We start from the raw sequence: 18,143 nt of genomic DNA, 5'->3' as shown, positions 1-18,143 counted from the left end.
TAACTAAATCTGTCAAACCAATGCCGCTTTATCAATTCCCAGCCGTTTCATCCGTGACAGCAGGGTGGTGCGTTTTAGCCCCAGACGTTGTGCAGCTCCTTTCGGCCCCGCAACTACACCATTGGTCTCTTTCAGTACACGGACAATCAGTTGATATTCATCTTCACCTTCCTGGGCGACGACCGTCGCGGCAGGCGGCGTTTCAGGTTCCGGTAGTGAGATATCGGGTAAAGAGAGTTGTAGAACGTTACCGCGAGTCAGCAGCACCGCGCGCTCAATGACATTTTCCAGTTCGCGGACGTTACCCGGCCATTCCATGTTGCTCAATATGCGCAGAGTCTCGGCTGGAATACTGTCAATATTGCGCCCCAGACGGCGGGCTATTTTGAAGGTGAAGGCTTTCGCCAACAGCGGAATATCTTCCGGACGCTCGCGTAGCGGTGGCAGATGAATCGGGAAGACATTCAGGCGGTAATAGAGATCGCTACGGAACTCACGGTCAGCGACCATTTTTTTCAGATCGCGGTTAGTCGCGGCGATTAAACGCACGTCCGTCTGAATAATTTTGTTGCTGCCGAGGCGTTCAAACTCCTGTTCCTGCAACACGCGCAGTAGCTTCGGCTGTAACTCCAGCGGCATATCACCCACTTCATCGAGGAACAGCGAGCTTTTATCCGCCAGTTCAAAACGACCGATGCGCTGGGTGCTGGCACCAGTAAAGGCGCCACGCTCATGACCAAACAGATCGCTTTCCAGCAATCCGGCAGGCATGGCGGCGCAGTTCATTTTCACCATTCGACGACCGTTTCGCTCACTCAGATTGTGAATTGCGCGGGCTATCAGCTCTTTTCCTGTGCCAGTTTCACCAAGAATGAGTACGGTGCTGTCGCTTTGCGCCACCATCTCAACCTGTTTGAGCACGCTATACATGGCTTCGCTGCGACCAATAATCTCGCCAAATTCACTATCCACATTGTTGAGTTGTTCTGTCAGGGCGAGGTTTTCATCAACCAGCCGCTCTTTCAGACGGTGGATTTCCTGGTAGGCAAGAGCATTATCCACGGCAATCGCCACACGTTCGGCAATCTGGCGCAGTAAACTCAGGTTGGTGGTGGTAAAGGTTTTCTCTTCACACTGTGCCAGTTTCAATACGCCCAGCATGGTATTACCAGACATCAATGGTAGCAGGCACAACGTCTGGATCTGGTTTCCCCAGGTGTCGAACAGCATGCGTTCGTAGGGGGCTAAATCATCTCGTTCGTGGAGATTAATCAGCAGCATCTCTTTGCTTTTAAATACGCGCTCGGTGAGGGTTCCGGCCTCATCAACTTCACTCTGTTCGTGAGTGGGATGCTGTTTATCAAGATAATGAGTGGAGTAAACGTTGAGTTTGTTTTTACGATGACTGCGTAAGACGATACTGATATCGTCGATATCGAAGTAGTAGTGGATCTCTTTCGCCACTTCGCTGACCAGTTCGTCCATGTCCAGGCGGGAGAGTACCGCATTGGTGATGGCGACCAGAATGCGGAAGTTATCCCGTTCCCGACATAACAGTTCGTAGTCGACGTTGTTGATGACGCGGCTCTGAATTTGCTCGGTGACAACAGAAACAATCTGCGTAAATGTTTGCAGGCGATTGAACTCTTTTTCGCTCCACGGGCGATCGTCATAACGAATAAATTCACAGCCACCAAAAATATGCCCTTCCGCTGCCTGTGGCATCAGGCAATAGTGACCAAATTTGGGATATAAACCGCTTGTGGCCAGTTGTGGCCAGGTTTCACAAAATTCTTCGTAGCTGCAATGCAGCGTATCAGGACGCGACAAAATGCTGCGCACCGGCCCATGCGCCAGAACGGTTTCGTCTTCGTATTTTATTGGGGGTTCTTTGTCACGCGACGCGTAATAAGTCGCACGTTGAGTCTGCGCTTGCCACAACACAATCGCCGCGTTGTCAGCGAGCGCAGAACGCTTTACCAGTTGCGAAAGAGCCTCACACAGCGAGGCCAGATCGGGCTGCTGCAATAGTGTCCGAGTGATGTCGAACAACCCTTGTTGCCCGAGATCACTCATCGGTGTATACGACATGTTGTTCTTCCAGGAAAGCACCGCTAAGCGGTGCAAAAGGTAAATGACAAATTAAAGGAGCTTTAGATTTTTATTAGCATATACGAGGCAGCGGTTCGGCGTGTGGTAGATCGAGAGTTCGTTTCACACCATAAAGCCCTGCAAGACGAACACCTTTACGTTCCACCACTTCGCCAATTAACGCAGCATCCTGTCCCAGTGGATGGGAATGCAGCGCCGCCAACACTTGCTCTGCCGCGTTACGCTCTACGGCGATCACCAGCTTGCCTTCGTTGGCAAAGTTGAGGGCATCCAGTCCCAGCAGTTCGCAAACGCCGCGCACGGCAGGTTTAACCGGCAGTGCAGCTTCTGAAAGTTCAATACCGCAACCGCAGGCTGCCGCGAATTCATGAACCACCGCGTTCACTCCACCGCGGGTGGCATCGCGCAGCGCCTTCACGCCGGGAATGTCACGCAGTGTCTGAATCAGAGGCGTCAGCACTGCACAGTCGCTGACCAGTTCGCCATCCAGCCCCAGTTGCTCACGCAGGTTAAGGATAGTTGCACCGTGGTCACCGAGCGTACCGCTAACCAGCAATACATCGCCTGCGGTCAGAGTTTGTGCGCCCCAGTGAATATTCGCCGGGATCGCGCCCATTCCTGCGGTGTTGATAAACAATTTGTCTGCAGCACCGCGTTGTACCACTTTGGTATCGCCAGTCACAATGGCAATGCCAGCCGCGCGGGCGGTTTCTGCCATGCTGGTGACGACCGCTTTTAGCGTCTCCATCGGCAACCCTTCTTCAAGGATAAAACCACAGGAGAGATAACGTGGAATTGCGCCGCTGACCGCAACGTCATTCGCCGTACCACAAATCGCCAGCTTGCCAATATTGCCACCAGGGAAGAATAGCGGGTCAATGACGTAGCTGTCGGTGGAGAAGGCCAGACGGTCGCCTTCCGCCACCAGTTGCGCCAGGTCAAGACGTGCCTGATCTTCTTGTTCCGCCAGCCACGGATTGGCAAAAGCTTCCATAAACAGGCTATTGATTAATTGCTGCATCGCCTGGCCGCCGCTGCCGTGGGCGAGTTGGATATTATTCACGCTTCACTCTCCTGCTGACGATACTGATACCACGCTGCACAGGCTCCTTCGGAGGAAACCATCAGCGCACCGAACGCGGTTTGAGGATTACAGGTGTTCCCAAATAACGGGCATTGATGCGGCTTACATTTGCCCGTCAATACTTCGCCACAGCGCGCGCGCGGATCATCGCAAACCTGCTGCGGAGCCGGGCGGAAATGCGCTTCAGCGTCAAACCGCTGATAGTCCGGCGTCAGGTGCACGCCAGAAGATTCAATCACGCCCAGTCCGCGCCATTCGCTGTCACCGTTAACGCAGAACACATCAGCAATCGCCTGTTGCGCCAGCAGATTACCGGCATCAGGTACTACCCGGCGATACTGATTCTCTACCTTGCTGTGAGCCGCTATTTTCTGCTCTACCAGCATCACTACGCCTTGTAGTAGATCAAGTGGTTCGAATCCAGCGACCACCAGCGGACGATGAAAATCGCTGGCGATAAAATTATAGGCGTCGGTGCCGATAACCATACTGACGTGGCCCGGCGCGAGGAACGCATCAATGCCATTGTCGGGTTGTTCCAGCAAACTGCGCAGAGTCGGGATCAGCGTAATGTGCTGGCAGAAGAAGTAAAAGTTCTGCACATCGCGGGCTTTCGCCTGTTGCAGAGTGATGGCGGTGGTCGGCATGGTGGTTTCAAACCCTAAGCCGAAGAACACCACTTTGCGGGTTGGGTTCTCCTGCGCCAGTTTCAACGCATCCATTGGTGAGTAGACAATACGCACATCGGCACCGCGCGCTTTTGCCTGTAGCAGCGACCCCTGTTTACCGGGTACGCGCATGGCGTCACCAAAGGTACAGAAGATGACTTCCGGATGGCTGGCAATTTCTACGCAAGTGTCGATTCTGCCCATCGGCAGTACGCACACCGGGCAACCCGGACCGTGGATAAACTCAACGTTTTCCGGCAGCAACTGGTCGAGACCGAATTTAAAGATGGCGTGGGTATGGCCGCCGCATACTTCCATAATGCGCAGTGGGCGCTCGGCGGTGTAAGAGAGATGTGAAGCACGTTCGCGCAGATGTTCAATTAACTGCATCACCTGTTCCGGCGCGCGATATTCATCAACAAAACGCATTATTTTTCCTCGCCATACAACAGCGCGCCGACATCCGGCTCAACATCAAACATATTTTGTAAGGCGTCGAGGGTGTCGCGCGCTTCGGCTTCATTAATTACGCTCATGGCAAAGCCAACGTGAACCAGTACCCACTGACCCACGCGTGGCTGACCGTTTTCATCGCAACTGCCGACTAACGTTAAATCGACATCGCGTTGAATGCCGCAGATGTCGACCTTCGCCTGGTTGCCGTCAATGGTGCGAATCTGGCCGGGAACGCCTATGCACATCGCTGTGTCTCCAGCCAGTTCAACCACTGGTCCATCCCTTCGCCGCTGGTGGCGGAAATCAGGATGATTTCAATTTCTGGATTGACTTCGCGGGCGCAGGCGATGCATTTCTCAACGTCGAAATTGAGATACGGCAGCAGATCAACTTTGTTGAGCAACATCAGCGAGGCAGCGGCAAACATATGCGGATATTTCAGAGGCTTATCTTCACCCTCAGTGACCGAGAGCACCGCCACTTTGTGTTTTTCACCGAGATCGAAGCTGGCCGGGCATACAAGATTGCCAACGTTTTCGATAAACAGAATACCGTTATCGTCTAATGGCAGACGCGGTGCGGCGTCGGCAATCATCTGTGCGTCGAGATGGCAGCCTTTACCGGTGTTTACCTGAATTGCCGGTGTGCCGGTAGCGCGAATGCGCGCGGCGTCGTTAACTGTCTGCTGGTCACCTTCGATAACCGCACACGGAACGCTATCTTTCAGGCGCATTAAGGTTTCGGTCAGCAGCGTGGTTTTACCGGAACCAGGGCTGGAAACCAGGTTGAGCACCAGTTGGTTGCGGGCAGCAAAGCGTGCGCGATTGCGTTCAGCCAGACGGTTATTTTTGTCCAGCACGTCAATTTCCACTTCCAGCATCCGGCGCTGGCTCATGCCCGGCGCGTGAGTGCCAGCTTCTCCGTGACCGTAATGCAGGTCGCCTTCTTCAGTCTGGCTGGGGGTAAATTCAGGCGCTTTAATGCCGGTGATTTTCATTTTCGGGCGTGCTGCCGGGGCAAAAGGCGCGCTACGAAACGCGGAATGAGGGTTATGTTCATCACCCTCGATATACAGGTTGCCTTCACCGCAACCGCATGTTGTACACATCGCTCACTCCTGGTCTATTTCTATCCGCCGAATCTGTAAACCGTCGTCTGCCACAATGCGCAGCATGTCGCCATGACACTGTGGACAGCGGCGGACGCGCTGGGTCAGTAGCGTCACATACTGTTGGCATGTTTCACACCAGCATTCGGCCTCTTGTTCTTCGAGGTGCAGTTTACAACCTTCCGCCACGCTGCCGCGGCAAACCAGATCAAAACAAAAGGCAAGAGAGCTGGTTTCGACACAAGAAAATGCGCCAATTTTGAGCCAGACCCCAGTTACGCGTTTTGCGCCATGCTTTGCGGCCTGCTGTTCGATCAATTCCAGTGCCCGTTGGCAGAGGGTTATTTCGTGCATATCGCCTCCCATTAACTATTGCCAGCTATAAGCAATAATTGTGCCAGCGTTGATTATCGCTGCGGTGAATAATGTCGATGATGTCGAAATGACACGTCGACACGGCGTCGAAATTCAGTGGAATCATAAAAAATACTTAAATAACAATAGATTAAAAATTGGCACAAAAAATGCTTGAGGGCAGGCATCTCTGTTAAACGGGTAACCTGACAATGACTATTTGGGAAATAAGCGAGAAAGCCGATTACATCGCACAGCGGCATCGTCGCCTACAGGACCAGTGGCATATTTACTGCAATTCGCTGGTTCAGGGGATCACGTTATCAAAAGCGCGTTTGCATCACGCTATGAGCTGCGCGCCAGATAAAGAACTCTGTTTCGTTCTTTTTGAGCATTTTCGAATTTACGTCACCCTCGGGGATGGTTTTAACAGCCACACCATCGAGTACTACGTTGAAACGAAAGACGGCGAAGATAAACAGCAGATTGCACAGGCTCAGTTGGGCATTGACGGCATGATTGATGGCAAGGTCAACATCCGCAATCGCGAACAAGTGCTGGAACACTATCTCGAAAAAATCGCTGGCGTTTACGACAGCTTATACACCGCTATTGAAAACAATACCCCGGTGAATTTAAGCCAACTGGTAAAGGGACAAAGCTCGGCAGCATGAGCTGAGGCTTTGCCTGTGTTGCAGGCGTCATGCCTGTTTGGGGATGGGCGTGTCGATGAGTGTCGAAAATGACATTTCATCGGCATGTTTTCGTCAAAAATGACAATCACCTGAGGAATGCCTGGTGAATCGTTTTGTAATTGCTGACTCCACGCTCTGTATCGGCTGCCACACCTGTGAAGCAGCCTGTTCAGAGACGCATCGCCAGCACGGCCTGCAATCTATGCCGCGCCTGCGAGTGATGCTGAGTGATAAAGAATCTGCACCGCAGCTTTGCCATCACTGCGAAGATGCGCCCTGTGCGGTGGTCTGCCCGGTTAACGCCATTACCCGCGTTGATGGCGCAGTCCAGCTTAATGAAAGTCTGTGCGTAAGCTGCAAACTGTGCGGCATTGCCTGTCCGTTTGGCGCAATCGAATTTTCCGGCAGCCGTCCGCTGGATATTCCGGCAAACGCCAATACCGCGAAAGCGCCACCGGCACCGCCTGCTCCGGCGCGTGTCAGCACGTTGCTTGACTGGGTGCCGGGTATTCGCGCAATCGCCGTCAAATGTGACCTCTGTAGTTTTGATGAACAAGGTCCGGCCTGCGTGCGGATGTGCCCGACCAAAGCCCTGCATCTGGTGGATAACACCGATATCGCCCGCGTCAGCAAGCGTAAGCGTGAGCTGACTTTTAACACGGACTTTGGCGATCTCACCTTGTTTCAGCAGGCTCAAAGTGGAGAGGCTAAATGAGCGCAATTTCACTGATCAATAGCGGCGTGGCGTGGTTTGCCGCCGCCGCTGTTCTGGCATTTCTCTTTTCTTTTCATAAGGCGCTAAGTGGCTGGATTGCCGGGATTGGCGGCGCGGTCGGTAGCCTGTACACGGCTGCTGCAGGGTTCACCGTGCTGACGGGCGCGGTCGGCGTGAGCGGTGCGCTGTCGCTGGTGAGTTTTGATATCCAAATTTCCCCGCTTAACGCGATTTGGCTGATTACCCTTGGTCTGTGCGGCCTGTTTGTCAGCCTCTACAACATTGACTGGCATCGCCATGCGCAGGTGAAATGCAACGGCTTGCAGATCAATATGTTGATGGCTGCCGCCGTGTGCGCTGTCATCGCCAGTAACCTGGGCATGTTCGTGGTAATGGCTGAAATCATGGCCCTGTGCGCGGTGTTCCTCACCAGTAATAGCAAAGAGGGCAAACTGTGGTTTGCGCTGGGGCGTCTTGGTACTTTGCTGCTGGCGATCGCTTGCTGGCTGGTGTGGCAGCGTTATGGCACGCTGGATTTGCGCCTGTTGGATATGCGCGTGCAACAACTGCCGCTCGGTTCCGATATCTGGCTGCTTGGCGTGATTGGCTTTGGCCTGCTGGCCGGGATTATCCCACTGCATGGTTGGGTGCCGCAGGCTCATGCCAACGCCTCTGCGCCAGCGGCAGCGCTGTTTTCCACAGTAGTGATGAAAATTGGCCTGCTGGGTATTTTAACTCTGTCGCTGCTGGGGGGGAACGCACCGCTGTGGTGGGGGATTGCGCTGCTGGTGCTCGGCATGATCACCGCGTTCGTCGGCGGTCTGTATGCACTGATGGAGCACAATATCCAGCGTCTGCTGGCTTACCACACGCTGGAAAATATCGGCATTATCCTGCTGGGGCTGGGTGCTGGTGTAACGGGTATCGCGCTTGAACAACCGGCGCTGATTGCCCTTGGCCTGGTCGGTGGTCTGTACCATCTGCTTAACCATAGCCTGTTCAAAAGCGTACTGTTCCTCGGCGCGGGTAGCGTCTGGTTCCGTACTGGTCATCGCGATATCGAAAAACTGGGCGGAATTGGCAAGAAAATGCCGGTTATCTCCATCGCCATGTTAGTCGGGCTGATGGCAATGGCGGCGCTGCCGCCGCTGAACGGGTTTGCCGGTGAATGGGTTATCTATCAATCCTTCTTCAAACTGAGCAATAACGGCGCGTTTGTTGCCCGTCTGCTGGGGCCGCTGCTCGCTGTGGGTCTGGCAATTACCGGTGCGCTGGCGGTGATGTGTATGGCGAAAGTCTATGGCGTAACCTTCCTCGGCGCACCGCGTACCAAAGAAGCCGAAAACGCCACCTGTGCGCCGATCCTGATGAGCGTAAGTGTGGTGGCACTGGCGATTTGCTGCGTGATTGGCGGTGTTGCTGCGCCGTGGCTGCTGCCGATGCTGTCTGCTGCTGTACCTCTGCCGCTGGAGCCTGCTAACACCACCGTTTCTCAACCGATGATCACGTTGCTGCTGATTGCCTGCCCGCTGCTGCCATTCATCATTATGGCGATTTGCAAAGGCGACCGTCTGCCGTCACGTTCCCGTGGCGCGGCATGGGTGTGTGGCTATGACCACGAAAAATCAATGGTGATTACTGCTCACGGTTTTGCCATGCCGGTGAAACAGGCGTTTGCGCCGGTGCTGAAACTGCGCAAAGTGCTGAATCCGGTGTCGCTGGTGCCGGGCTGGCAGAGCGAGGGAAGTGCGTTGCTGTTCCGCCGGATGGCGCTGGTTGAACTGGCGGTACTGGTGGTGATTATTGTTTCACGAGGAGCCTGAGAATGAGTGTTTTGTATCCGTTAATTCAGGCGCTGGTGTTATTTGCCGTTGCGCCGCTGCTCTCCGGTATTACCCGCGTGGCGCGCGCCCGTCTGCATAACCGTCGCGGACCAGGCGTGCTGCAGGAGTATCGCGACATTATCAAACTGCTGGGTCGCCAGAGCGTTGGCCCGGATGCCTCTGGCTGGGTGTTTCGCCTGACGCCGTATGTGATGGTGGGCGTCATGCTGACTATCGCCACTGCGTTACCGGTAGTGACCGTCGGTTCTCCGCTGCCGCAACTGGGTGATTTGATCACCTTACTGTATCTCTTCGCTATCGCGCGTTTCTTCTTTGCCATTTCCGGTCTGGATACCGGTAGCCCGTTTACCGCTATCGGCGCGAGCCGTGAAGCGATGCTGGGTGTGCTGGTTGAGCCGATGCTGCTGCTTGGGCTGTGGGTCGCCGCACAGGTTGCCGGTTCCACCAACATCAGCAACATCACCGACACCGTTTATCACTGGCCGCTGAGCCAAAGTATTCCACTGGTGCTGGCGCTCTGCGCCTGTGCATTCGCCACCTTTATCGAAATGGGCAAACTGCCGTTCGACCTGGCGGAAGCCGAGCAGGAGTTGCAGGAAGGGCCGCTCTCTGAATACAGCGGTAGCGGCTTTGGCGTAATGAAATGGGGGATCAGCCTGAAACAACTGGTGGTGTTGCAGATGTTCGTCGGGGTGTTTATCCCGTGGGGACAAATGGAAACCTTCACCGCCGGTGGGCTGCTGCTGGCATTGGTGATTGCCATCGTCAAACTGGTGGTCGGTGTACTGGTTATCGCGCTATTCGAAAACAGCATGGCCCGTCTGCGTCTTGATATTACTCCGCGCATGACCTGGGCTGGTTTTGGCTTTGCATTTTTAGCGTTCGTCTCCTTGCTGGCGGCGTGATTAAAGAGAGTTTGAGCATGTCTGAAGAAAAATTAGGTCAACATTATCTCGCCGCGCTGAATGAGGCATTTCCGGGCGTCGTGCTGGACCACGCCTGGCAGACCAAAGATCAGCTTACCGTTACCGTAAAGGTGAACTACCTGCCGGAAGTGGTGGAGTTTCTCTACTACAAACAGGGTGGCTGGCTGTCGGTGCTGTTTGGTAACGACGAGCGCAAACTGAATGGCCATTATGCCGTTTACTACGTGCTGTCGATGGAGAAGGGCACCAGGTGCTGGATAACCGTGCGTGTCGAAGTTGACGCCAACAAACCAGAATATCCGTCCGTGACGCCGCGCGTTCCGGCGGCGGTGTGGGGCGAGCGTGAAGTGCGCGATATGTACGGTTTGATTCCGGTTGGCCTGCCGGATGAACGTCGTCTGGTGCTGCCGGATGACTGGCCGGATGAACTCTACCCGCTGCGTAAAGACAGCATGGATTATCGTCAGCGTCCGGCACCGACCACCGATGCTGAAACCTACGAGTTCATCAACGAACTGGGTGATAAGAAAAATAACGTTGTACCGATTGGTCCGCTACATGTCACTTCTGACGAACCGGGGCACTTCCGTCTGTTCGTCGATGGCGAAAACATTATCGACGCCGACTACCGCCTGTTCTACGTCCATCGTGGCATGGAAAAACTGGCGGAAACCCGCATGGGTTATAACGAAGTGACGTTCCTCTCTGACCGTGTTTGCGGGATCTGCGGCTTCGCCCACAGCACCGCCTACACCACGTCGGTGGAAAACGCGATGGGCATTCAGGTACCAGAGCGTGCGCAGATGATCCGCGCCATTCTGCTGGAAGTGGAACGTCTGCACTCGCATCTGCTCAACCTCGGCCTTGCCTGCCACTTTACTGGCTTTGACTCCGGCTTTATGCAGTTCTTCCGCGTGCGCGAATCCTCCATGAAAATGGCGGAGATCCTCACCGGGGCGCGTAAAACTTACGGTCTGAACTTGATCGGCGGGATTCGTCGCGATCTACTGAAAGATGACATGATCCAGACCCGCCAACTGGCGCAGCAAATGCGTCGTGAAGTGCGGGAACTGGTGGATGTGCTGCTGAGTACGCCAAACATGGAACAGCGCACCGTCGGAATTGGTCGTCTTGATCCAGAAATCGCCCGCGACTTCAGTAACGTTGGGCCGATGGTTCGCGCCAGCGGCCACGCTCGTGATACCCGTGCCGATCACCCGTTTGTTGGTTATGGCTTGCTGCCGATGGAAGTACACAGCGAACAGGGTTGTGACGTTATTTCGCGTCTGAAAGTGCGTATCAACGAAGTCTTTACTTCGCTCAATATGATCGACTACGGCCTGGATAACTTGCCAGGTGGCCCGCTGGCGGTGGAAGGATTCACCTATATTCCACACCGTTTTGCGTTGGGCTTTGCCGAAGCGCCGCGTGGTGATGATATTCACTGGAGCATGACCGGCGACAACCAGAAGCTGTACCGCTGGCGCTGCCGCGCGGCAACCTACGCTAACTGGCCGACTCTACGCTATATGCTGCGTGGCAACACCGTTTCTGATGCACCGCTGATTATCGGTAGCCTCGACCCTTGCTACTCCTGTACCGACCGCATGACCGTGGTCGATGTGCGTAAGAAGAAGAGCAAAGTGGTGCCGTACAAAGAACTTGAGCGCTACAGCATTGAGCGTAAAAACTCGCCGCTGAAATAAGGAATCGCCATGTTTACCTTTATCAAAAAAGTCATCAAAACCGGCACGGCGACCTCGTCTTATCCGCTGGAGCCGATTGCGGTTGATAAAAACTTCCGTGGTAAGCCAGAGCAGAACCCGCAGCAGTGCATCGGCTGTGCGGCCTGTGTCAATGCCTGCCCGTCAAACGCCTTAACGGTTGAAACCGACCTCGCCACTGGTGAGCTGGCGTGGCAGTTCAATCTTGGTCGTTGCATCTTCTGTGGCCGCTGCGAAGAAGTCTGCCCGACAGCGGCGATTAAACTGTCGCAAGAGTACGAACTGGCAGTGTGGAAGAAAGAAGACTTCCTGCAACAGTCCCGTTTCGCGCTGTGCAACTGCCGCGTCTGCAATCGTCCTTTCGCCGTACAGAAAGAGATCGACTACGCCATTGCGCTGCTTAAGCACAACGGCGACAGCCGCGCGGAAAACCACCGCGAAAGCTTTGAGACTTGCCCGGAATGTAAGCGCCAGAAATGCCTGGTGCCGTCCGACCGTATTGAACTGACTCGCCATATGAAAGAGGCCATCTGATGAGCAATTTATTAGGCCCCCGTGACGCCAACGGCATTCCGGTCCCGATGACGGTGGATGAATCCATCGCCAGCATGAAGGCGTCGTTACTGAAAAAAATCAAACGTTCTGCCTACGTTTACCGCGTGGACTGTGGCGGCTGTAACGGCTGTGAAATCGAAATTTTCGCCACGCTTTCGCCGCTGTTCGATGCAGAACGCTTCGGCATTAAAGTCGTTCCGTCCCCGCGTCATGCGGATATTTTGCTATTTACCGGCGCGGTCACCCGTGCAATGCGATCCCCTGCGCTGCGTGCGTGGCAGTCCGCGCCGGACCCGAAAATCTGTATCTCCTACGGTGCCTGCGGTAACAGCGGCGGCATTTTTCACGATCTCTACTGCGTGTGGGGCGGTACAGATAAAATCGTCCCGGTGGATGTCTACATTCCGGGTTGCCCGCCAACGCCTGCCGCCACGCTGTACGGCTTTGCGATGGCGCTCGGTTTGCTGGAACAGAAAATCCACGCCCGTGGCCCCGGCGAACTGGATGAACAACCAGCAGAAATCCTGCACCCGGAAATGGTGCAGCCGCTGCGCGTAAAAGTGGATCGCGAAGCGCGCCGCCTGGCGGGTTACCGTTACGGTCGCCAGATTGCTGATGATTTCCTGACGCAGTTAGGGCAGGGCGAAGAGCAGGTTGCACGCTGGCTGGAGGCGGAAAACGATCCGCGTCTGAACGAGATTGTCAGCCATCTGAATCATGTTGTTGAAGAGGCGCGTATCCGATGAGTGAAAAGGTGGTGTTCAGTCAACTGAGCCGTAAATTTATTGATGAGAACGATGCCACGCCTTCTGAGGCGCAGCAGGTGGTCTATTACAGCCTGGCGATTGGTCACCACCTTGGGGTTATCGATTGCCTGGAAGCGGCGCTTACCTGCCCGTGGGATGAATACCTGGCATGGATTGCGACACTGGAGGCGGGCAGCGAAGCCCGCCGAAAAATGGAAGGCGTGCCGAAATACGGTGAGATCGTCATCGACATTAACCATGTGCCGATGCTGGCCAATGCATTCGATAAAGCCCGGGCAGCGCAAACTTCGCAGCAGAAGGAATGGAGTACAATGCTGTTAAGTATGCTGCATGATATTCATCAGGAAAACGCCATCTATTTGATGGTGAGGAGATTGCGTGACTGACGTTTTACTTTGTGTTGGCAATAGCATGATGGGCGATGATGGCGCGGGCCCGTTGCTGGCAGAAAAGTGTGCCGCCGCGCCGAAAGGTAACTGGGTGGTGATTGACGGCGGTAGCGCACCGGAAAACGACATTGTCGCCATCCGCGAGCTGCGCCCGACACGACTGCTGATTGTCGACGCCACTGATATGGGGCTAAACCCCGGCGAGATCCGCATCATCGATCCGGATGACATCGCTGAGATGTTTATGATGACGACCCATAACATGCCGTTGAATTACCTTATCGACCAATTGAAAGAAGATATTGGCGAAGTGATTTTCCTCGGCATCCAGCCGGATATCGTCGGCTTTTACTACCCGATGACCCAGCCGATTAAAGATGCGGTGGAAACCGTTTATCAACGGCTGGAAGGCTGGGAAGGAAACGGCGGATTTGCGCAGTTAGCGGCGGAAGAAGAGTAGTTCTTCGTTAAGGAATTCAGGGAATTGAAAATCAGGACAGGGATGTGCGCTTTTTTATTGGGCTTTGTGCTGCCTGCGCAGGCCACCAGCTTTACCGAATATCTGCCGATGAGTGACAGCGAATACGCGCAAAAGCGTGCGCTGAAATCTCTCCTGACCATGCCTTATTTTACCGATCAAAACTGGCATTTTAGAAAAGTGGGCGTTGCTGGCGTGACGCTTGAGAAGATGCCAAATGAAGAGGATTACTGGCAATTAACCGCTAAAGACCGCGCTGGTAAATCCTGGTTTGTGCCTGTGGGTGTGCTGCAAAATATGGCGGGTAATGCGCAATTTTACCGTGCTGACCTCGATCGTAATGGCATTCAGGATTTGGTTATCTGGCGAGGCGTTTCGGGAAACGGGCTGGCGCCTTCCTCGTTTTTGATCCTGATGACCTTTAATCAGCAAGGTCGCCCGTGTGTTTTCCAGGTCGATGGTTTTTACACCGCAAGCAAAACTGGCGTAGATGATTTGCTGGATTTGCAAGGCAATGGTCACACGCAATTGCTGGATATGCAGTTTGATTCTGGTTACTGGATAACCAGTCTGTATCAGGTAAAAGACGCCAAATGGCAGCGCGTTCACGGCTGGTTTGGCAAGTTAAGCTATCCCGCTCTCACGCGTTTTGCTTATACCCCCAACCGTAAACTCATCATCAAACCCATCGCCGGGCGCGACCCGCAAACGGAAGATCTGGCGCTGACGCAGCGTTGTTTGATAAAGGGGGATGTGCTTGATGGGGTGAATCAGCTCTGACAGCAAACGCTAAATTGCCTGATGCGCTACGTTTATCGGGCCTGGATGGTTCGTGCGACGTGTAAGCTGCATCCGGCAGGGTTGCCTAATCTAAATCTTCACCATTACTGGCAATCACTTTTTTATACTGGCGACGATAAAACATTCATCAGAAAATTGATTCACTGCGATTCTCTCATTGCCTTACCGTCATCACATGTCATCGTCACTAGTGTCGATGACAGTGTTTTTGTCGGCCCCAGAAAATTATTTTCCTTATATAACAGCAAATTAAAAACTGGCATGATTTATGAATGTATCGGCGCATTAACTGTCATTGCTGGAGAATTTGATGAACCGTTTCATCATTGCTGACGCGAGTAAATGTATTGGTTGCCGTACCTGTGAAGTAGCGTGCGTGGTTTCTCATCAGGAAAATCAGGATTGCGCTTCGCTGACTCCGGAAACTTTTTTACCGCGTATCCATGTCATTAAAGGTGTGAACATTTCCACTGCTACTGTTTGTCGTCAGTGTGAAGATGCTCCGTGCGCTAATGTCTGCCCGAATGGTGCTATCAGCCGTGATAAAGGGTTTGTTCATGTCATGCAGGAACGCTGCATTGGTTGCAAAACCTGCGTTGTGGCTTGCCCGTACGGCGCGATGGAAGTGGTGGTGCGTCCGGTGATTCGCAACAGCGGCGCGGGGCTGAATGTACGTGCCGATAAAGCCGAAGCCAATAAATGCGATCTGTGTAACCACCGTGAAGACGGCCCTGCGTGTATGGCTGCGTGCCCGACGCATGCGCTGATTTGTGTCGATCGTAATAAACTTGAGCAACTGAGCGCAGAAAAACGCCGCCGCACGGCGATGATGTTCTAAAAATCTTACATAACTATTCTGGCATCAAAGGAATTCCCCGAAATATTCGTAGAATACGGAGCGGGCGATATTGCTGACCTGTGACTACCGGATGCGATGCTGTCGCATCCGGTAGGGTGGGTTATGGATTCATGATGGCGGGAATAACTCAATGGCAAAAAACACATCTTGCGGTGTTCAACTGCGTATTCGTGGCAAAGTGCAGGGCGTTGGTTTTCGTCCGTTTGTCTGGCAACTGGCACAGCAATTAAATCTTCACGGCGATGTCTGTAATGACGGCGATGGCGTGGAAGTCCGACTGCTGGAAGATCCGCAAACGTTTCTTGTTCAATTGCATCAACACTGCCCGCCGCTGGCGCGTATTGATAGCGTTGAGCGTGAGCCGTTTATCTGGTCACAACTGCCCACTGAGTTCACTATCCGCCAGAGCACAGGCGGCACCATGAATACGCAAATTGTTCCGGATGCCGCCACGTGCCCTGCCTGTCTTGCTGAAATGAATACCCTGGGCGAACGGCGTTATCGTTATCCGTTTATCAACTGTACCCACTGCGGCCCGCGTTTCACCATTATTCGCGCGATGCCTTATGACCGCCCATTTACCGTGATGGCTGCGTTTCCGTTATGTCCGGCCTGTGACAAAGAATACCGCGACCCGCTCGATCGTCGCTTCCATGCCCAGCCGGTGGCTTGCCCGGAATGTGGTTCGCATCTTGAATGGGTAAGTAATGATGTACATGCCAAACAAGAGGCTGCTTTACAGGCTGCTATAGCACAGTTAAAAGCGGGAAAAATCGTCGCCATCAAAGGGATTGGCGGATTTCATCTCGCCTGTGATGCACGTAACAGTGACGCGATAGCAACACTACGAGCGCGCAAACATCGCCCGGCGAAACCGCTGGCGGTTATGTTGCCAACGGTAGAAAACCTACCAGAGGCTGTCCGTCAGTTGCTCACCACGCCTGCCGCGCCGATTGTGCTGGTGGATAAAAAATACGTTCCCGAACTTTGTGACGATATTGCCCCATGCCTTAACGAAGTTGGGGTGATGTTGCCTGCGAATCCACTGCAACATTTGTTGTTGCAGGAACTGCAATGCCCGCTGGTGATGACCTCCGGCAACCTGAGTGGCAAACCTCCGGCTATCAGCAATGAACAGGCGCTGGAGGATTTGCAGGACATTGCCGACGGATTCTTGTTGCATAACCGCGATATTGTGCAGCGGATGGATGACTCGGTAGTGCGCGAAAGTGGCGAAATGTTGCGCCGTTCGCGTGGCTATGTACCGGATGCGCTGGCTTTGCCGCCGGGTTTTAAAAATGTGCCGCCGATGCTGTGTCTTGGCGCAGATCTGAAAAACACCTTCAGCCTGGTGCGCGGTGAACAAGCCGTGTTGAGTCAGCATCTGGGCGATTTAAGCGACGATGGTATCCAGATGCAGTGGCGCGAAGCGTTACGCCTGATGCAGAACATCTACGATTTCACCCCGCAATGTGTTGTGCATGACGCGCATCCGGGCTATGTCTCCAGCCAGTGGGCGAGTGAAATGAATCTGCCGACGCAAACGGTGTTGCATCATCATGCTCATGCGGCGGCGTGTCTGGCGGAGCATAACTGGCCGCTGGATGGCGGTGATGTCATTGCTTTGACGCTTGACGGTATCGGTATGGGCGAGAACGGCGCTTTGTGGGGCGGCGAGTGCCTGCGGGTGAACTATCGTGAATGCGAGCGCCTGGGCGGCTTGCCTGCAGTGGCGCTTCCTGGTGGTGATCTTGCCGCAAAGCAGCCGTGGCGTAACCTGCTGGCGCAGTGCCTGCGCTTTGTGCCGGAGTGGCAGAATTATCCTGAAACGGTAAGTGTGCAACAGCAAAACTGGAGCGTGCTGGCGCGGGCCATTGAACGAGGCATTAACGCGCCGCTGGCGTCATCGTGCGGGCGTTTGTTTGATGCCGTGGCGGCGGCGCTGGGCTGTGCGCCAGCCACGTTAAGTTATGAAGGGGAAGCGGCTTGTACGCTGGAGGCGCTGGCGTCTTCATGCCACGGCGTGAAGCATCCGGTGACAATGCCGTTGGTCAATAATCACCTGGATCTCGCCATTTTCTGGCGGCAGTGGCTGAACTGGCAAGCTCCGGTTAATCAACGGGCGTGGGCGTTTCATGATGCGCTGGCGCAGGGGTTTGCCGAGTTGATGCGCGAGCAGGCTACGATGCGCGGTATCACTACGCTGGTATTCAGCGGCGGGGTTATTCATAACCGCCTGCTGCGTGCACGTCTGGCGCATTATCTCGCTGATTTCACATTGCTTTTCCCGCAGAGTTTACCTGCGGGTGATGGTGGATTATCTCTGGGGCAGGGGGTTATTGCTGCGGCTCGCTGGCTGGCGGAAGAAGTCCAGAACGGATAAAACGTGTTGCATTTGGACACCATTGCCGGATGCGGCGTAAACGCCTTATCCGGCCTACACATGTGCTCCCCGTAGGTCGAATAAGACGCGCCAGCGTCGCATCCGACATTTTGGGCACAGTAGGTGGATGCGTCATGAACGTATTATGTGACCAACATATGCGCTCTCCGTAGTAGGTCGGATAAGACGCGCCAGCGTCGCATCCGACATTTTGGGCACAGTAGG

At 54.2% G+C, this 18,143-nt stretch carries 19 protein-coding genes; 13 read left to right on the top strand and 6 right to left on the bottom strand.

Features of this window, described 5'->3' with window-relative positions; all coding sequences use genetic code 11:
* Nucleotides 1–12 precede the first annotated feature (12 nt).
* The 6 genes from flhA to hypA form a co-directional block, all read right to left on the bottom strand.
* A complete protein-coding gene (gene flhA / locus A1SC_RS11040) occupies nucleotides 13–2,091 on the bottom strand; it encodes a formate hydrogenlyase transcriptional activator FlhA (RefSeq protein ID WP_001516947.1) in 2,079 nt (692 codons plus the stop codon).
* A 73-nt stretch (nucleotides 2,092–2,164) separates the two neighbouring features.
* Nucleotides 2,165–3,175, bottom strand: coding sequence for a hydrogenase maturation carbamoyl dehydratase HypE (hypE, locus tag A1SC_RS11045; protein ID WP_001059917.1), 1,011 nt, complete (start codon nucleotides 3,173–3,175; stop codon nucleotides 2,165–2,167).
* The gene (hypD, locus tag A1SC_RS11050; RefSeq protein ID WP_001212982.1) at nucleotides 3,172–4,293 is read right to left on the bottom strand and encodes a hydrogenase formation protein HypD; all 1,122 of its coding nucleotides are present in this window, start codon (nucleotides 4,291–4,293) and stop codon (nucleotides 3,172–3,174) included. The genes hypE and hypD overlap by 4 nt, the downstream gene beginning before the upstream one ends.
* A complete protein-coding gene (gene hypC / locus A1SC_RS11055; protein ID WP_000334875.1) occupies nucleotides 4,293–4,565 on the bottom strand; it encodes a hydrogenase 3 maturation protein HypC in 273 nt (90 codons plus the stop codon). Before hypC ends, hypD begins: the two co-directional genes overlap by 1 nt.
* Nucleotides 4,556–5,428 carry a hydrogenase nickel incorporation protein HypB gene (gene hypB, locus A1SC_RS11060; RefSeq protein ID WP_000337678.1) on the bottom strand — a complete coding sequence of 291 codons (873 nt, stop codon included), beginning with the start codon at nucleotides 5,426–5,428 and terminating at the stop codon, nucleotides 4,556–4,558. Before hypB ends, hypC begins: the two co-directional genes overlap by 10 nt.
* 3 nt (nucleotides 5,429–5,431) lie before the next feature.
* Nucleotides 5,432–5,782, bottom strand: a complete 351-nt coding sequence (hypA, locus tag A1SC_RS11065) for a hydrogenase maturation nickel metallochaperone HypA (protein ID WP_001516945.1) — start codon at nucleotides 5,780–5,782, stop codon at nucleotides 5,432–5,434.
* Nucleotides 5,783–5,994: 212 nt separating this feature from the next.
* Between hypA and hycA the strand changes: the two genes are divergently transcribed.
* From hycA to hypF, 13 genes are all read left to right on the top strand, one after another.
* Entirely contained in the window at nucleotides 5,995–6,456 is a 462-nt protein-coding gene (hycA, locus tag A1SC_RS11070) for a formate hydrogenlyase regulator HycA (RefSeq protein WP_000158067.1), read from the top strand.
* A 124-nt stretch (nucleotides 6,457–6,580) separates the two neighbouring features.
* Entirely contained in the window at nucleotides 6,581–7,192 is a 612-nt protein-coding gene (gene hycB, locus A1SC_RS11075) for a formate hydrogenlyase subunit HycB (protein ID WP_016262464.1), read from the top strand.
* Nucleotides 7,189–9,015: a formate hydrogenlyase subunit 3 gene (hycC, locus tag A1SC_RS11080; protein ID WP_016262463.1), complete on the top strand. Its 1,827-nt coding sequence runs from the start codon at nucleotides 7,189–7,191 to the stop codon at nucleotides 9,013–9,015. Before hycB ends, hycC begins: the two co-directional genes overlap by 4 nt.
* Nucleotides 9,016–9,017: 2 nt before the next feature.
* Complete coding sequence (gene hycD / locus A1SC_RS11085) at nucleotides 9,018–9,941, top strand: formate hydrogenlyase subunit HycD (protein WP_001516944.1); 924 nt, start codon at nucleotides 9,018–9,020, stop codon at nucleotides 9,939–9,941.
* Nucleotides 9,942–9,958: 17 nt separating this feature from the next.
* Nucleotides 9,959–11,668 carry a formate hydrogenlyase subunit HycE gene (gene hycE / locus A1SC_RS11090; protein WP_001288146.1) on the top strand — a complete coding sequence of 570 codons (1,710 nt, stop codon included), beginning with the start codon at nucleotides 9,959–9,961 and terminating at the stop codon, nucleotides 11,666–11,668.
* 9 nt (nucleotides 11,669–11,677) lie between these two features.
* A complete protein-coding gene (gene hycF / locus A1SC_RS11095; RefSeq protein WP_000493799.1) occupies nucleotides 11,678–12,220 on the top strand; it encodes a formate hydrogenlyase subunit HycF in 543 nt (180 codons plus the stop codon).
* A complete protein-coding gene (gene hycG, locus A1SC_RS11100) occupies nucleotides 12,220–12,987 on the top strand; it encodes a formate hydrogenlyase subunit HycG (protein WP_000067394.1) in 768 nt (255 codons plus the stop codon). Before hycF ends, hycG begins: the two co-directional genes overlap by 1 nt.
* Complete coding sequence (gene hycH, locus A1SC_RS11105) at nucleotides 12,984–13,394, top strand: formate hydrogenlyase assembly protein HycH (protein ID WP_001291934.1); 411 nt, start codon at nucleotides 12,984–12,986, stop codon at nucleotides 13,392–13,394. The genes hycG and hycH overlap by 4 nt, the downstream gene beginning before the upstream one ends.
* A complete protein-coding gene (hycI, locus tag A1SC_RS11110; protein WP_000132959.1) occupies nucleotides 13,387–13,857 on the top strand; it encodes a hydrogenase maturation peptidase HycI in 471 nt (156 codons plus the stop codon). Before hycH ends, hycI begins: the two co-directional genes overlap by 8 nt.
* 42 nt (nucleotides 13,858–13,899) lie before the next feature.
* Complete coding sequence (locus A1SC_RS11115; protein WP_001516942.1) at nucleotides 13,900–14,655, top strand: hypothetical protein; 756 nt, start codon at nucleotides 13,900–13,902, stop codon at nucleotides 14,653–14,655.
* Between the two features lie 21 nt (nucleotides 14,656–14,676).
* Entirely contained in the window at nucleotides 14,677–15,009 is a 333-nt protein-coding gene (locus A1SC_RS25655; RefSeq protein WP_071985576.1) for a hypothetical protein, read from the top strand.
* Complete coding sequence (gene hydN / locus A1SC_RS11120; RefSeq protein ID WP_001078778.1) at nucleotides 14,987–15,514, top strand: electron transport protein HydN; 528 nt, start codon at nucleotides 14,987–14,989, stop codon at nucleotides 15,512–15,514. Before A1SC_RS25655 ends, hydN begins: the two co-directional genes overlap by 23 nt.
* Nucleotides 15,515–15,665: 151 nt before the next feature.
* A complete protein-coding gene (gene hypF / locus A1SC_RS11125) occupies nucleotides 15,666–17,918 on the top strand; it encodes a carbamoyltransferase HypF (protein WP_016262462.1) in 2,253 nt (750 codons plus the stop codon).
* The last annotated feature ends 225 nt before the right edge of the window (nucleotides 17,919–18,143 follow it).

The sequence above is a fragment of the Escherichia sp. KTE52 genome (assembly GCF_000408325.1).
GTDB classification, from domain to species: Bacteria; Pseudomonadota; Gammaproteobacteria; order Enterobacterales; family Enterobacteriaceae; genus Escherichia; species Escherichia marmotae.
Note: the sequence above shows the minus strand (reverse complement) of the source record. Positions and strands in the feature narration are given on the sequence as shown.

Excerpts from the sequence above, each read along its gene's own strand:
- flhA (WP_001516947.1), bottom strand. The coding sequence starts at position 2,091 with ATGTCGTATACACCGATGAGTGATCTCGGGCAACAAGGGTTGTTCGAC.
- hypD (WP_001212982.1), bottom strand. The coding sequence starts at position 4,293 with ATGCGTTTTGTTGATGAATATCGCGCGCCGGAACAGGTGATGCAGTTA.
- hypC (WP_000334875.1), bottom strand. The coding sequence starts at position 4,565 with ATGTGCATAGGCGTTCCCGGCCAGATTCGCACCATTGACGGCAACCAG.
- hypB (WP_000337678.1), bottom strand. The coding sequence starts at position 5,428 with ATGTGTACAACATGCGGTTGCGGTGAAGGCAACCTGTATATCGAGGGT.
- hypA (WP_001516945.1), bottom strand. The coding sequence starts at position 5,782 with ATGCACGAAATAACCCTCTGCCAACGGGCACTGGAATTGATCGAACAG.
- hycA (WP_000158067.1), top strand. The coding sequence starts at position 5,995 with ATGACTATTTGGGAAATAAGCGAGAAAGCCGATTACATCGCACAGCGG.
- hycC (WP_016262463.1), top strand. The coding sequence starts at position 7,189 with ATGAGCGCAATTTCACTGATCAATAGCGGCGTGGCGTGGTTTGCCGCC.
- hycD (WP_001516944.1), top strand. The coding sequence starts at position 9,018 with ATGAGTGTTTTGTATCCGTTAATTCAGGCGCTGGTGTTATTTGCCGTT.
- hycE (WP_001288146.1), top strand. The coding sequence starts at position 9,959 with ATGTCTGAAGAAAAATTAGGTCAACATTATCTCGCCGCGCTGAATGAG.
- hycF (WP_000493799.1), top strand. The coding sequence starts at position 11,678 with ATGTTTACCTTTATCAAAAAAGTCATCAAAACCGGCACGGCGACCTCG.
- hycG (WP_000067394.1), top strand. The coding sequence starts at position 12,220 with ATGAGCAATTTATTAGGCCCCCGTGACGCCAACGGCATTCCGGTCCCG.
- hycH (WP_001291934.1), top strand. The coding sequence starts at position 12,984 with ATGAGTGAAAAGGTGGTGTTCAGTCAACTGAGCCGTAAATTTATTGAT.
- A1SC_RS11115 (WP_001516942.1), top strand. The coding sequence starts at position 13,900 with ATGTGCGCTTTTTTATTGGGCTTTGTGCTGCCTGCGCAGGCCACCAGC.
- A1SC_RS25655 (WP_071985576.1), top strand. The coding sequence starts at position 14,677 with ATGCGCTACGTTTATCGGGCCTGGATGGTTCGTGCGACGTGTAAGCTG.
- hydN (WP_001078778.1), top strand. The coding sequence starts at position 14,987 with ATGAACCGTTTCATCATTGCTGACGCGAGTAAATGTATTGGTTGCCGT.
- hypF (WP_016262462.1), top strand. The coding sequence starts at position 15,666 with ATGGCAAAAAACACATCTTGCGGTGTTCAACTGCGTATTCGTGGCAAA.